The organism is Serratia sp. DFXYC6 (assembly GCF_057196085.1).
Genome location: NZ_JBXUNV010000004.1, coordinates 90,848 through 103,862 on the forward strand (window position 1 = coordinate 90,848; position 13,015 = coordinate 103,862).

Annotated in this window: 15 protein-coding genes and 1 riboswitch; of the genes, 12 read left to right on the forward strand and 3 right to left on the reverse strand. The window is 60.2% G+C overall.

Annotated features, from left to right (window positions below; all coding sequences use genetic code 11):
- Nucleotides 1–160 precede the first annotated feature (160 nt).
- From dacA to lipA, 4 genes are all read left to right on the forward strand, one after another.
- Complete coding sequence (dacA, locus tag AC2CGQ_RS19420) at nt 161–1,372, forward strand: D-alanyl-D-alanine carboxypeptidase DacA (RefSeq protein WP_004940010.1); 1,212 nt, start codon at nt 161–163, stop codon at nt 1,370–1,372.
- A gap of 104 nt (nt 1,373–1,476) precedes the next feature.
- Nucleotides 1,477–1,743, forward strand: a complete 267-nt coding sequence (ybeD, locus tag AC2CGQ_RS19425; protein WP_004940012.1) for a DUF493 family protein YbeD — start codon at nt 1,477–1,479, stop codon at nt 1,741–1,743.
- 134 nt (nt 1,744–1,877) lie between these two features.
- Nucleotides 1,878–2,546 carry a lipoyl(octanoyl) transferase LipB gene (gene lipB / locus AC2CGQ_RS19430; protein ID WP_015376934.1) on the forward strand — a complete coding sequence of 223 codons (669 nt, stop codon included), beginning with the start codon at nt 1,878–1,880 and terminating at the stop codon, nt 2,544–2,546.
- Nucleotides 2,539–3,504, forward strand: a complete 966-nt coding sequence (gene lipA / locus AC2CGQ_RS19435; protein ID WP_004940018.1) for a lipoyl synthase — start codon at nt 2,539–2,541, stop codon at nt 3,502–3,504. The genes lipB and lipA overlap by 8 nt, the downstream gene beginning before the upstream one ends.
- A gap of 93 nt (nt 3,505–3,597) precedes the next feature.
- Here the strand turns inward: lipA and tatA are convergent, their stop codons facing one another.
- Nucleotides 3,598–3,813: a Sec-independent protein translocase subunit TatA gene (gene tatA, locus AC2CGQ_RS19440; protein ID WP_004940019.1), complete on the reverse strand. Its 216-nt coding sequence runs from the start codon at nt 3,811–3,813 to the stop codon at nt 3,598–3,600.
- A gap of 218 nt (nt 3,814–4,031) precedes the next feature.
- Here tatA and AC2CGQ_RS19445 point away from each other — a divergent pair, with 218 nt between their 5' ends.
- Nucleotides 4,032–5,099, forward strand: a complete 1,068-nt coding sequence (locus tag AC2CGQ_RS19445) for a diguanylate cyclase (RefSeq protein ID WP_033633936.1) — start codon at nt 4,032–4,034, stop codon at nt 5,097–5,099.
- Between the two features lies 1 nt (nt 5,100).
- On the opposite strand, the gene AC2CGQ_RS19450 is transcribed toward AC2CGQ_RS19445, so the two are convergent.
- Nucleotides 5,101–5,529: a GNAT family N-acetyltransferase gene (locus AC2CGQ_RS19450; protein WP_049278950.1), complete on the reverse strand. Its 429-nt coding sequence runs from the start codon at nt 5,527–5,529 to the stop codon at nt 5,101–5,103.
- 83 nt (nt 5,530–5,612) lie between these two features.
- Nucleotides 5,613–5,675, forward strand: a riboswitch (Fluoride riboswitch).
- Between the two features lie 79 nt (nt 5,676–5,754).
- Here AC2CGQ_RS19450 and crcB point away from each other — a divergent pair.
- From crcB to AC2CGQ_RS19465, 3 genes are all read left to right on the forward strand, one after another.
- Nucleotides 5,755–6,138 (forward strand): fluoride efflux transporter CrcB, encoded by a 384-nt coding sequence (gene crcB, locus AC2CGQ_RS19455; RefSeq protein WP_004940022.1) that lies wholly within the window; start codon nt 5,755–5,757, stop codon nt 6,136–6,138.
- A 288-nt stretch (nt 6,139–6,426) separates the two neighbouring features.
- On the forward strand, nt 6,427–7,023 hold the full coding sequence (locus AC2CGQ_RS19460; RefSeq protein WP_033633938.1) for a TetR/AcrR family transcriptional regulator: 597 nt from the start codon (nt 6,427–6,429) through the stop codon (nt 7,021–7,023).
- Between the two features lie 6 nt (nt 7,024–7,029).
- Nucleotides 7,030–8,220 (forward strand): multidrug effflux MFS transporter, encoded by a 1,191-nt coding sequence (locus tag AC2CGQ_RS19465; protein ID WP_021504628.1) that lies wholly within the window; start codon nt 7,030–7,032, stop codon nt 8,218–8,220.
- A gap of 57 nt (nt 8,221–8,277) precedes the next feature.
- On the opposite strand, the gene cspE is transcribed toward AC2CGQ_RS19465, so the two are convergent.
- Nucleotides 8,278–8,487, reverse strand: coding sequence for a transcription antiterminator/RNA stability regulator CspE (gene cspE / locus AC2CGQ_RS19470; protein ID WP_004940030.1), 210 nt, complete (start codon nt 8,485–8,487; stop codon nt 8,278–8,280).
- 345 nt (nt 8,488–8,832) lie between these two features.
- Here cspE and AC2CGQ_RS19475 point away from each other — a divergent pair, with 345 nt between their 5' ends.
- The 4 genes from AC2CGQ_RS19475 (at nt 8,833) to AC2CGQ_RS19490 (ending at nt 12,994) form a co-directional block, all read left to right on the forward strand.
- The gene (locus AC2CGQ_RS19475; protein WP_033633940.1) at nt 8,833–9,996 is read left to right on the forward strand and encodes a M20 peptidase aminoacylase family protein; all 1,164 of its coding nucleotides are present in this window, start codon (nt 8,833–8,835) and stop codon (nt 9,994–9,996) included.
- A gap of 188 nt (nt 9,997–10,184) precedes the next feature.
- Complete coding sequence (locus AC2CGQ_RS19480; protein WP_172574535.1) at nt 10,185–11,510, forward strand: LLM class flavin-dependent oxidoreductase; 1,326 nt, start codon at nt 10,185–10,187, stop codon at nt 11,508–11,510.
- 26 nt (nt 11,511–11,536) lie between these two features.
- Nucleotides 11,537–12,457, forward strand: coding sequence for an ABC transporter substrate-binding protein (locus tag AC2CGQ_RS19485; protein ID WP_004940036.1), 921 nt, complete (start codon nt 11,537–11,539; stop codon nt 12,455–12,457).
- 9 nt (nt 12,458–12,466) lie between these two features.
- Nucleotides 12,467–12,994 carry a GNAT family N-acetyltransferase gene (locus AC2CGQ_RS19490; protein WP_004940037.1) on the forward strand — a complete coding sequence of 176 codons (528 nt, stop codon included), beginning with the start codon at nt 12,467–12,469 and terminating at the stop codon, nt 12,992–12,994.
- Nucleotides 12,995–13,015: the final 21 nt, after the last annotated feature.

Below are 13,015 nucleotides of genomic sequence, written 5' to 3' on the forward strand. Positions count from 1 at the left end.
TCACGGCTGTTAAGCGGTTATTTAGCTGAAACATTTTCTTGCAGCTAAAAGGGCACTAACCGCAATTAGTCAGATGAATGGATAATGCCTGCCGGGATCGCATCTGCTATAGTGTGGCTCGTTTTTTAACTTTACTTTCACGGATGTTGTAGTCCCGATCATGAAACAAGTAACTTCTTTTCGCTTAATCAAAAGCATCGCACTCGGCACCGTTATCGCAATGAGCGCAGCCTCCGTTGCACATGCCGATGACGTTAACATCAAAACCATGATCCCAGGTGTCCCGCAGATCGATGCGGAAGCGTACATCCTGATTGATTACAACTCCGGCAAGGTGCTGGCCGAGATGAACGCCGATGCGCGTCGCGATCCGGCCAGCCTGACTAAAATGATGACCAGCTACGTCATCGGCCAGGCGCTGAAAGCGGGCAAAATCGGCCAGGACGATCTGGTGACCGTCGGCCAGGACGCCTGGGCGACCGGCAACCCGGTGTTCAAAGGTTCCTCGCTGATGTTCCTGAAGCCGGGCGATCGCGTGCCGGTATCCAAACTGACCCGCGGCATCAACCTGCAGTCCGGTAACGACGCCTGCGTGGCGATGGCCGACTACGTCGCCGGCAGCCAGGACGCGTTCGTCAACCTGATGAACACCTACGTCAGCAAGCTGGGCCTGCAGAACACTCACTTCCAGACGGTACACGGCCTGGATGCCCAGGGCCAGTACAGCTCGGCGCGCGACATGGCGCTGATCGGCCAGGCGCTGATCCGCGACGTGCCGGAAGAGTACGCGATTTACAAAGAAAAAGAGTTCACTTTCAACAATATCCGCCAGATGAACCGCAACGGTCTGCTGTGGGATAACAGCCTGAACGTCGACGGCATCAAAACCGGCCACACCGACGCGGCGGGCTACAACCTGGTGGCTTCGGCGACCGAAGGCCAGATGCGTCTGATCTCTGCCGTGATGGGCGGCCGCACCTACAAAGGCCGCGAAGCCGAGAGCAAGAAACTGCTGACCTGGGGCTTCCGCTTCTTCGAAACCGTGGCGCCGCTGAAAGTCGGTAAAGAGTTCGCCTCCGAGCCGGTCTGGTTCGGCGATGCCGATCGCGTTGAGCTGGGCGTGGATAAAGACGTCTACCTGACCATCCCGCGCGGCCGCATGAAAGATCTGAAGGCCAGCTATGTGCTGAACACGCCGGAAATTCACGCGCCGCTGGCGAAAAACCAGGTGGTGGGCAGCATCAACTTCCAGCTGGACGGCAAAACCATCGACCAGCGTCCGTTGGTGGTGATGAACGAAGTGAAAGAAGGTGGTTTCTTCAGCCGCATCGTGGACTACATCAAACTGATGTTCCACCACTGGTTCGGTTAACGGTTGAAACGGGCGAAATTGCCCCCATATACTGAATAACATTAACTCCCGCCCCGGCGGGAGTTATAATTTATAGATTAGCTAGCACTCTGGAGCGCACGCACATGCAAAAAACTAAACTGAACGAACTGCTCGAATTCCCTTGCTCGTTTACCTACAAGGTGATGGGCCTGGCGCAGCCTGAGCTGGTTGACCAGGTAGTTGAAGTGGTGCAGCGCCATGCGCCGGGCGATTACAACCCGCAGGTTAAGCCAAGCAGCAAAGGCAACTACCACTCGGTCTCCATCACCATCAACGCCACTCACATCGAGCAGGTCGAAACCCTGTACGAGGAGTTGGGCAACATTGAAATTGTTCGCATGGTGCTGTAATTCCAGCATAAAACCCTGCTTATCAACCCGGGATGGCGCAGCGTCTTCCCGGGTTGCGCATTTTTGGTCAGCGAAAGGCTGGCCGCCAGCCGGAGCGCCCGGTATAATGGCTTTACCACTTCTGTAACCTGACGATGACTCTTTTGCAACCAGACAAGATCATTTTGCGTCAGCTGGGGTTGCAGCCCTACGCGCCTGTATCCCAAGCCATGCATAACTTCACCGACAGTCGTACCGAGACTACGCCGGACGAGCTGTGGCTGGTGCAGCATCACCCGGTATTCACCCAGGGCCAGGCCGGCAAAGCCGAACACGTGCTGATGCCCGGCGATATCCCGGTTGTCCAGAGCGATCGCGGCGGCCAGGTGACCTACCACGGGCCGGGCCAGCAGGTGATGTACGTGATGGTCGATCTGAAGCGCAATAAGGTCGGCGTACGCCAATTGGTCACGGCGATAGAAGATACGGTTATCAACACCCTCGCCCACTTCCGCCTCGCATCGCGCGCCCGTCCGGATGCGCCCGGCGTGTACGTGGGGGAGCAGAAAATCTGTTCGTTGGGTTTGCGGATCCGCAAAGGCAGCTCATTCCACGGCCTGGCCCTGAATGTGGCGATGGATCTCAGCCCCTTCCAACGCATCAACCCTTGCGGTTACGCCGGCATGCAGATGACGCAGGTCAGCGCGCTGGCGCCCGGCGTTGGCATTGAAGACATACACCCAATCCTGGTACAGGAATTTGTTCATTTACTCGGCTACCAGACGGTCGAGCTTCGTAACTGGAACCTGCACGATTATGAGTAAACCAATTCAGATGGAACGCGGCGTCAAATACCGCGATGCTGACAAAATGGCGCTGATCCCGGTCAAAACGGTGGTCACCGAACGGCAGGAGCTGTTGCGTAAACCCGAGTGGATGAAGATCAAACTGCCTGCCGACTCTACGCGCATTCAGGGCATCAAAGCCGCGATGCGTAAAAACGGCCTGCACTCCGTCTGTGAGGAAGCCTCGTGCCCTAACCTGTCCGAGTGTTTCAACCACGGTACCGCCACCTTTATGATCCTCGGCGCCATCTGCACCCGTCGCTGCCCGTTCTGTGACGTGGCTCACGGCCGCCCGATCGCGCCGGACGCCAACGAGCCGGAAAAGCTGGCGCAAACCATCGCCGACATGGCGCTGCGTTATGTGGTGATCACCTCGGTTGACCGCGACGATCTGCGCGACGGCGGCGCTCAGCACTTTGCCGACTGCATCTCGGCCATCCGCGCCAAGAGCCCGAACATCAAAATTGAAACGCTGGTGCCGGACTTCCGCGGCCGTATGGATCGCGCGCTGGAGATCCTCACCGCCACGCCGCCGGACGTGTTCAACCACAACCTGGAAAACGTGCCGCGCGTCTACCGCCAGGTGCGCCCGGGCGCCAACTACGAGTGGTCGTTGAAGCTGCTGGAGCGCTTTAAAGAAGCGCACCCGGATATCCCGACCAAATCCGGCCTGATGGTTGGCCTGGGCGAAACCAACGCGGAAATCATTGAAGTGATGCGCGATCTGCGTCGCCACGGCGTGACCATGCTGACGCTGGGCCAATACCTGCAGCCGAGCCGTCACCACCTGCCGGTGCAGCGCTACGTCAGCCCAGCCGAGTTTGACGAGATGAAAGAAGAAGCGATGGCGATGGGCTTCACCCATGCCGCCTGTGGCCCGTTCGTGCGTTCGTCTTACCACGCCGATCTGCAGGCCAAAGGGATGGAAGTGAAATAACGCGTAATAGTTTGTTACGCTAAAGACGGCGAAAACGCCAAAAAACGGATGTCCGCAAGGCATCCGTTTTTTATTGTGCGCCATCAGACGAGATTAAACGTCTTTCTTCTCGACGCTCTGCTGCGCGGACTGGCTTTCGGCGGCATTGTTGCCGGCGGCCGGCGGCGTACTGTCGTCGCCTACGGCTTTTTTAAAGCCTTTCAGCGCCGCGCCAAGATCGGCGCCGAGCGTGCGCAGTTTGCTGGTGCCGAACAGTAAAATCACCAACACCGCAATCACCAGAAGTTTGGTAATGCTGATACCTTCCATACTCACCTTCTTATCATAAAACGCTGCGTGAACAGCGAGAAAAACTGACCTTGCCTGCGAATATTTAGCGACTTTCCTTCGGCTTGCACAACCGCAACATGTAACAGAGTGAGATCGGTCGCAGGAATGCCACGCGCCCCCGCGGCGTGAATCCCAGACTATTCTTAGTTTATCACCCGCATGCTACTCTGCCGTGATGCCTATCAGGGAGATGCCGGATGTATATTGCTCCACCCATTTTCGATGCCCGAAAATCCGGCCTCAGCTTCGCCAAACGCACCTATCTGCCCCGCGTCGCCGGTCTGGGGCTCGGCTTTATCTGCGTTTGCGCCGCGCTCTACCCCTTGGCTCCGCCCACGGCGGTCTGGCTATTGCTGGCCTTTCACGGCTTTCTCTGGCCGCATCTCGCCTATCGCCTGGCCTGCCGCGCCAAAGATCCGTTCAAAGCCGAGATCCGCAACCTCTTGATCGACTCCGCCTTCGGCGGCTTCTGGGCGGCGATGATGGCGTTCAACGCGCTGCCCGCCATCGTCATCCTGTCGATGATGAGCATGAATAACATCGCTTCAGCCGGCAAAACGCTGTTTGTGAAAGGATTGGTCATTCAACTGGCCACGGCGATGCTCACCGCCGCGCTGCTCGGCTTCCCGTTTCACCCGCACAGCACGGCGCTGCAAATCTATCTGTGCCTGCCGATGATCTACCTTTATCCGACGCTGCTTGGTCTGGTGACCTACCGCACCGCCAAACGGTTGGCGGAAAAGAAACAGGAGCTGCAGCGCATCAGCACCCGCGATGGGCTGACCGGCTTATATAACCGCCGCCACTGGGAGCACCTGCTGCATCGCCAGTTCGACAGCTGCCGCCGCTACCAGGACAACGCCACGCTGATCCTGATGGATATCGATCGCTTCAAAACCATCAACGACACCTTCGGTCATCCGCTGGGAGATGAAGCCCTGGCGGCGTTGGCGGAAGAGCTGCTGATCGGCATGCGCAACGTGGATATCGTCGGGCGCTACGGCGGCGACGAGTTTGGCGCAGTGCTGCCGAACACCAGTGCTGAACAGGCGGAAATCGTTCTGCGCCGCATCCAGCAGCGGCTGGACGCGGTCAGCTTCAAGGAGGCGCCGCAGCTGCGGCTGCAGATCAGCGCCGGCATCGCTAACTTCCACCCCGCGCTGGGCGGTTATCTGGACTGGCTGAAAGCGGCCGACGGCGCGCTCTATCGGGCGAAGCAGAATGGCCGCAACCGGCTGGAAACGGCGGCGCCGCCAGGGGAGTAACTTACTGACTTAATAACTTGGCAAAATACTTCGGCGCTTCGACAAAGCCTTCACGCCGGTAAAACGCATGCGCCCGCTCGCGGCGGCTGTGGCAATGGACTTCCAGCCGATCGCAGCCGCGACGGTGCGCCAGCGCCTCGCCTGCCGCCAGCAACCGCCGCCCTACGCCCGCGCCGCGCGCCCGATCGTCGACGCAAAAATAGCTGATGCGGCCAATGTCGCCGGCCAACGCCAACTGCGGCAGAAAATGCAACGACAACACGCCCAGCACTTGTTCGCCCTGCTCCGCCACCAGCAACGCCTCGTCCGGGTGCGCCAGAAGTTGGTGCATCCGCTGTGTCAGAAACGCCTCGGTGCCGGGATAACCCAGCGCCGTCATTAATTCAGCGATAGCGTGCCGGTCGCTCAGACGCGCCGTTCTGATTTCCATCCGTTTTACCTCGCAGAGTGTCGATACTACAAAATAGGCGGCATTAGGTGTAACATCCACCGGGTGCGGCGAAAAAGGCCGTGCGGCACGCTGGAGATGACATTCCTCCCTAACCGCCTTCACAGGCTGATGATGTCTACGTAACCTCTCGGAGAGAGGCGCGTAGCGTTACGCCTGTCCCTTTCCGAGCCTCGTGAATTTCTCTGATTGAAAGGTAGTTGCCCCATGTTGAGCTCTTTACTGGCCGTATTTATCGGCGGCGGCGTCGGCAGCGTTTTGCGCTGGGCGGTAAGTATGAAAATGAATCCGCTGAACGCCCACATTCCGCTCGGTACGCTGATGGTCAATCTGATCGGCGGTTTTATCATCGGCCTGGCAATGGCGATTTTCACCCGCATGACGCATCTGGATCCCACCTGGAAATTACTGATCACCACCGGATTCTGCGGCGGCCTGACCACCTTCTCCACCTTTTCGCTGGAGGTGGTATACCTGATGCAGGATGGCCGCTTCGGCTGGGCGCTGGCCAACATGCTGCTCAACCTGGCCGGCTCGCTGGCGATGACGCTGCTGGCCTTTATGCTGGTGATGTGGGTCAACGGGCGATAAGGCCTTAATGTTTCCTTAATCTTGCATGCGCATAATCTCATCCAGTACCCCTGACTGGATGAGAAATCGCTATGTTTAGCCTGCCGAAAACCGCCGCCGAAGCGATCGCCGTTGCGCTGTGCGTGCTGATCGTCGCCGCCTTTATCAAATCCTACCTGTTCGCTTAAACGCCTTTTATCGCAGCACGCGTTCATCTTGCGTCTTTCCGGTCGGTTACACTACAATTGAGAATGAACGTTCACACCCAAAAATGTGAACCCGGCTCACGCGTAGCAAAGGATCGGGCAGATGCTCCCCCCCAACGACAGTAAACAGGCCAAAGTGCAGGCTCGCCGCGATCAGATCGTCGAAGCGGCGAAAACCAGCTTTCGCCGCCACGGCTTCCACGCCGCCAGCATGGCGGAGATCGCCCAGGGCTCGCAGCTTAGCGTCGGGCAAATCTATCGCTATTTCGCCAATAAAGACGCGATCATCGAAGAGATCGTCAATCGCATCATCACCAACAAGATGCAGCGGCTGGAAAACCTTGGCGATCACATCAACCTGATCGCCGGCACGTTGGCGGCGCGCACGCTGTTTCAGCAGCCGGGCGAGAGCGAAACCGATCACATGCTGATGCTGGAAGTGACCGCCGAGGCCACGCGCAACCCGGTGGTGGCCAAAATGCTCAGCGATGCGGAAGCGCGGCTGTTTCGCCACGTGTGCCACAATCTGCAGCGGCTGTACCCCCATTTCAGCGAGGAAGAGATCGCCGCCCGGGTGGAGTTTATCGCCGTCATGAGCGAAGGCACCGGTTACCGGATCCTTACCACGCAAAAAGCCGATGCGTCCCTGCTGCGCGATCTGTATCAGCAGGCCATTTCTCACCTGTTCAGGAAATCTTAATCTCCCATGACCAAACACTTAGCCAGACAACGTCTGGTGTACGCCGTCGTGCTTGGCCTGTTGGCCGCGCTGGGGCCGCTGTGCACCGATCTCTATCTGCCCGCCCTGCCGGAAATGGCGGGCGAGCTGAATACCTCCACCGCCGCCGCGCAGCTCAGCCTGACCGCCGGGCTGCTCGGCCTGGGCGTCGGCCAGCTGATTTTCGGCCCTTACAGCGACAAGCTGGGCCGTATGCGTCCGCTGCTGCTGTCGCTGATCCTGCTGCTGGGCGCTTCGCTGTGGTGCGCGTTGGCGCCCACCATCGACCAGTTGCTGATCGCCCGCCTGCTGCAGGGCATCGCCGGCGCCGGTGGCGCGGTGATTTCCCGCGCCATTGCCCGCGATCTGTACGCCGGCCATGAGCTGACCCGTTTCTTCGCCTTGCTGATGCTGGTTAACGGCCTGGCGCCGATCGTCGCGCCGGTGCTGGGCGGCGTGATGCTGCAGGTGATGAACTGGCGCGGCATCTTCGGCGTACTGGCGGCCATCGCGGTGCTGCTGTTCAGCCTGTCGGCGCTGAAGCTGCGCGAATCCCTGCCGGTAGAGCGCCGCAGCCAGGGCGGTATCCTGGCGATGCTGATGTCGCTCGGCGGGTTGCTGACCCAGCGCTATTTTATGGGGCTGTGCCTGACGCAGGGCTTCGTAATGGCCGGCATGTTCGCCTATATCGGCGCTTCGCCTTTCGTCTTGCAGCAGATCTACGGCCTCAGCCCGCAGATGTTCAGCCTGTGCTTCGCCATTAACGGCGTCGGGCTGATCATTGCGGCGCAGCTGGCCAGCCGTCTCAGTTCACGTTGGGGGGAACGCCGGGTGTTGAGGGGCGGGTTAACGCTGGCGGCCGTCGCATCGCTGCTGCTGTTGTTGGCCGCCGCGCTGCATGCGCCGTTGGTCGTGTTGCTGGTGCCGCTGTTCTTCTCGGTGGCGGTGATCGGCATCGTCGGCCCGACCGCCTCGTCGCTGGCGATGCAAAGCCAGGGGGACAAAGCCGGCAGCGCGTCGGCCTTGATCGGCGTGTGCATGTTCGCGCTCGGCGCCTGCGCCGTGCCGCTCACCGGGCTGGGCGGCACCTCAGGCCTGTCGATGGCGCTGACCATCGTCGGCTGTTACGCCGTCGCCATCCTGCTGTTCAGCCTGTTGGCCCGCCGCAGCGAAGCATAATGCGCCCAATAAAAAACCCGCTCAATGAGCGGGTTTTAAGAAATTCAGCTACGCAGCTTAGATAGCAGTAACGTTAGCGGCAGATGGGCCTTTGGCACCGTTCGTGATTTCAAATTCTACACGCTGGCCTTCAGCAAGCGTTTTGAAACCGTTGCTAACGATGGCAGAGAAGTGAACGAAAACGTCCTTGCTACCATCTTCCGGAGTAATGAAACCGAAGCCCTTGGATTCATTAAACCACTTAACGCTACCTTTAATCTTAGACATCAAACTTACCTTTAACGTGAATGAAAGACACAAAACCTGTGTCGATTACAGTACAGCAAGCAGGCAGGATTTTGTCCACCACCGCGATCACAGAAATCCGATAAAGAGTGAAAAAATCCGTGTTGCCCGGTGTAAATGCATTGCACCGGTTGCGATACGTTACCGTTCCAGGCCAATCCTCTCCCTGCGCCGGCAAACAACGCGCGAACGCCTAAACCTGCCCCTTCCCCCGATCGTTGACGCGCCGTGCAGACACAATCGCTATGAAATATAACCAGATGGTCTTTTTGCTTCGGCGCCCCCTGCACTAGGGTTAGGGTTTATTTCCCACTGTGAGCCAAGCCTATGACCAGCCAGTTGGCAGACAAGATCATCGCCTATCGGCGTGAACTGCACCAAAACCCGGAGCTTTCCAATCACGAATTCGCCACCACCGCCCGCCTGACCCGCTGGCTGCAAGAGGCGGGCATTCGTATTCTGCCGTTGGCGCTGAAAACCGGCGTCGTGGCGGAGATCGGCTGCGGCAAGGGGCCGATCATCGCCCTGCGCGGCGACATCGACGCCCTGCCAATCGACGAAATCGCCGACGTGCCCTTCAGCTCGCAAAACAGCGGCGTGATGCACGCCTGCGGCCACGACTTTCACACCTCGGTGATGCTCGGCGCCGCGCACCTGCTCAAAGCGCGTGAGGCCGAGCTGCCCGGCACGGTGCGCATCTTCTTCCAGCCGGCGGAAGAGACCTTCAACGGCGCCCGGCACCTGATCGACGCCGGCGCGCTGGATAACGTCGCGGCGGTATTTGGTCTGCATAACGCGCCGGAGCTGCCCACCGGCACCTTCGCCACCCGCGCCGGACCGTTCTACGCCAACGTCGATCGCTTCCAGATCCGCATCACCGGCAAAGGCGCCCACGCCGCCAAACCGGAACAGGGCGTCGATACCATCGTCACCGCCAGCCAGATCGTCGGCGCGCTGCAGACGCTGCCCAGCCGCAGCTTCAGCTCGCTGGAATCGCTGGTGGTGAGCGTAACGCGCATCGAAGGCGGCAATACCTGGAACGTGCTGCCGCAAACCGTCGAGCTGGAAGGCACGGTGCGCACCCACAGCGACGCGGTGCGCCGCCAGGTGCCGGATAAAATTCGCCAGGTGATCGACGGCGTCGCCGCCGCGCTCGGCGCGCAGGCCGAACTCCACTGGCAGCCGGGGCCGCCGGCGGTGATCAACGACGCCCATTGGGCGGCGTTCAGCAAAACCGTCGCCGCCGAAGCCGGCTACCGGGTCGAAGAGGCGGAGCTGCAGATGGGCGGCGAAGATTTCGCGCTGTATCTGCATCACGTGCCGGGCGCGTTCGTCAGCATCGGCTCCGCCAGCGAATTCGGACTGCATCATCCGCGTTTCAATCCCGATGAGCGCGCCCTCTTCCCTGCCGCCCACTATTTTTCGCTGCTGGCGGAGCGCACGCTGCAACAATTAACCACCGCAGCGAAAAAAGCCCTCAGCAACGCCTGAATAACGTGAAATAGTATTTCTCCGACGCCGCTGATGCCGCGTCGGGGATTATTATTTTCGCTCGCCGTGATATTTGCAGTTTTCAACATTTGAATATGCTGTTTTGTTGTTTTACATCCCGACAGCGCTCATCAATAGTGGACGCATCAGACACCGCGCGCCTTTCAGCGCATGACAGGATAATCACGATGAGCGACAACGCGAATAATCAACGGCAATTACGGCTGGGCGCCATTCTGCACGGCGCATCGGGAAATATGTCCGCCTGGCGCCACCCGGACGCCACCGCCGACGCCAGCATCAACCTCGAATTTAATATCGCCTCGGCGAAAAAAGCCGAACAGGGCAAATTCGATTTCGTCTTCGTCGCCGATGGCTTATATATCAACGAAAAGTCCATTCCGCATTTTCTTAACCGTTTCGAGCCGTTGACCTTATTGGCCGCACTGTCCGCCGCCACCGACAAAATTGGCCTGGTGGGCACGCTCTCCACCTCCTACAGCGATCCGTTCACCGTCGCCCGCCAGTTCGCCAGTCTCGATCACCTGAGCGGCGGGCGCGCGGGCTGGAACGTGGTGACATCGCCGCTGGAAGGTTCGGCAAAAAACTTCTCGCGCGCCGAACACCCGGAGCACAGCCTGCGTTACCGCATCGCCGGCGAGTTTCTCGACGTCACCAAAGGACTGTGGGACTCCTGGGAAGACGATGCCTTCGTGCGCAATAAGGCCAGCGGTGAATTTTTCCGCGCCGGGAAACTGCACACCCTCAATCACCAGGGGGAGTTCTTCTCGGTGCAGGGGCCGTTGAACATCGGCCGTACGCCGCAGGGCCGCCCGATCCTGTTCCAGGCCGGCGCCTCCGAAGACGGCAAACGGCTGGCGGCCAAGCACGCCGATGCGATCTTCACCCATCACGACACGCTGGAGCAGGCGCAGGATTTCTACCAGGACGTGAAGCGGCAACTGGTGGAACAGGGGCGCGAGCCGGACGATCTGCGCATCTTCCAGGGCGTCAGCGTGATCGTCGGCGACGACGACGCGGACGTCGAGCGTCAGTACCAGGAGACCGCCCGCCTGGTCAGCATCGAGAACGCCCTCAACTACCTTGGCCGCTACTTCGAACATTACGACTTTTCCCGCCATCCGTTGGACGCCCCCTTCCCGGACATCGGCGATCTGGGGCAAAACAGCTTCCGCAGCACCACCGACGCCATCAAGCACAACGCCCGCGAGCGGAACCTCACGCTGCGCCAGGTGGCGCTGGAAGCCGCCTCGCCACGCCCGGTGTTCAGCGGCACGCCGGAAGCGGTGGCGGACGGCCTGCAACGCTGGTTCGACGGCGAAGCCGCCGACGGCTTCATCATCAGCGGCGGTACGCCCAACGCCTTCGGGCACTTCGTCGATCGGGTGGTGCCCATCCTGCAACAACGTGGCCTGTTCCGCCGGGCGTACCACGGCGATACGCTGCGCGAACACCTGGGCCTGAAGCGTCCGTTGAACAGATTCACCCAATAATAAGATCGTTTTCAGGGATACCCGCTATGCAGAAAACCGTTACCGCCGCTCTCGTGGCGGCCTTGCTGAGCCTGACCGGCGCCGCGCAGGCGGGCACCGGCATCGATTTACAGGCCAATGAAACCCCGATCCACGCGCCGAAAAACCCGCAGGCGATCGCCAAACTGCCGGCCGATTTCCACTTCGTGAAGCCGGGCCAATTCACCGTTGCAATCGCCGCGCTCAACACGCCGCCGCTGGCACTGTTCGCTGCCGACAACCGGCGGCTTATCGGCAGCGAAGTGGATATCGCGCAGCTGGTGGCCGACAGCCTGGGCCTGGAGCTGAACGTAGTGCAAACGTCGTGGGAAGACTGGCCGCTGGGGGTGGTTTCCGGCAAGTATGACGCGGCCATCACCAACGTCACCGTGACCAAAGAGCGCAAAACCCGCTTCGACTTCGCCACCTACCGCATCGACTCGCTCGGCTTTTACGTCAAAACCGGCGGCAAGATCGCAACGATCAAACAGCCTGCCGATATCGCCGGATTAAAGATCATCGTCGGCTCCGGCACCAACCAGGAAGCCATCTTGCTGGCGTGGGACAAACAGAACCGGCAACAGGGGCTCAAACCCTTCCAGCCGATCTACGTGACCGACGATGCGGCCGCCACGCTGGCGATCCAGTCCGGCCGGGCCGACGCCTACTTCGGGCCGAACGTGCTGGGCGCCTATAAAGCGGCGCTGAACGGCCGCACCCGGCTCGCTGGCACGGTGGAAGGCGGTTGGCCCAAGGCGGCGCACATCGCCGTCACCACCCGTAAAGGCAACGGACTGGTGCAGGCGGTGAACGAAGCGCTGAACGGCGCGATCCGCGGCGGACAGTACGATCAGGTGCTCAATCGCTGGGGCGAGAGCGTCGAACGCCTTGCGCAGTCGGAAATCAACCCGCCCGGCCTGGGCGATTAGGAGCGCGCAATGACGCAAGACACCTTCATTCAGACGTTGCCGACCGACCCGCTGATCGCCCCGGTGATCGAGGGGCTGTTCGGCGAGTATCGCCAGCGTTACGGCGACTATTTTGGTGACCAGGAACCGGAACCGCTGGACCTGTATGCACCGCCGCAAGGGGCCTTCATCGTGCTGCTGCGCGCCGGTGCGCCGATCGCCATGGGTGCCTTCAAACGCTATGACGCGCAAACCGCCGAGCTGAAGCGCATCTGGACCCGGGGCGATCTGCGCCGCCAGGGCCTGGCGCAGCGGGTGTTGCAGCAGTTGGAAACGCTGGCGCTGGCGCAGGGGTATCGCCGGCTCTACCTGACCACCGGCTTTCGCCAGCCCGAAGCGGTGGGCCTGTACCTGAGCAACGGTTATCAGCCGCAGTTCGATCCCACCGTTGACAGCGAGGTTTACAGCCACCCGCCCTACGATGGCCGCCTGCCGTTCCGCAAAAGCCTGATTGCAGAGGACGCGTGTTGTTGCGCGTCGGAAAGGAAAATCGCCTAAACCCCCTTTATCTGTAGTCAG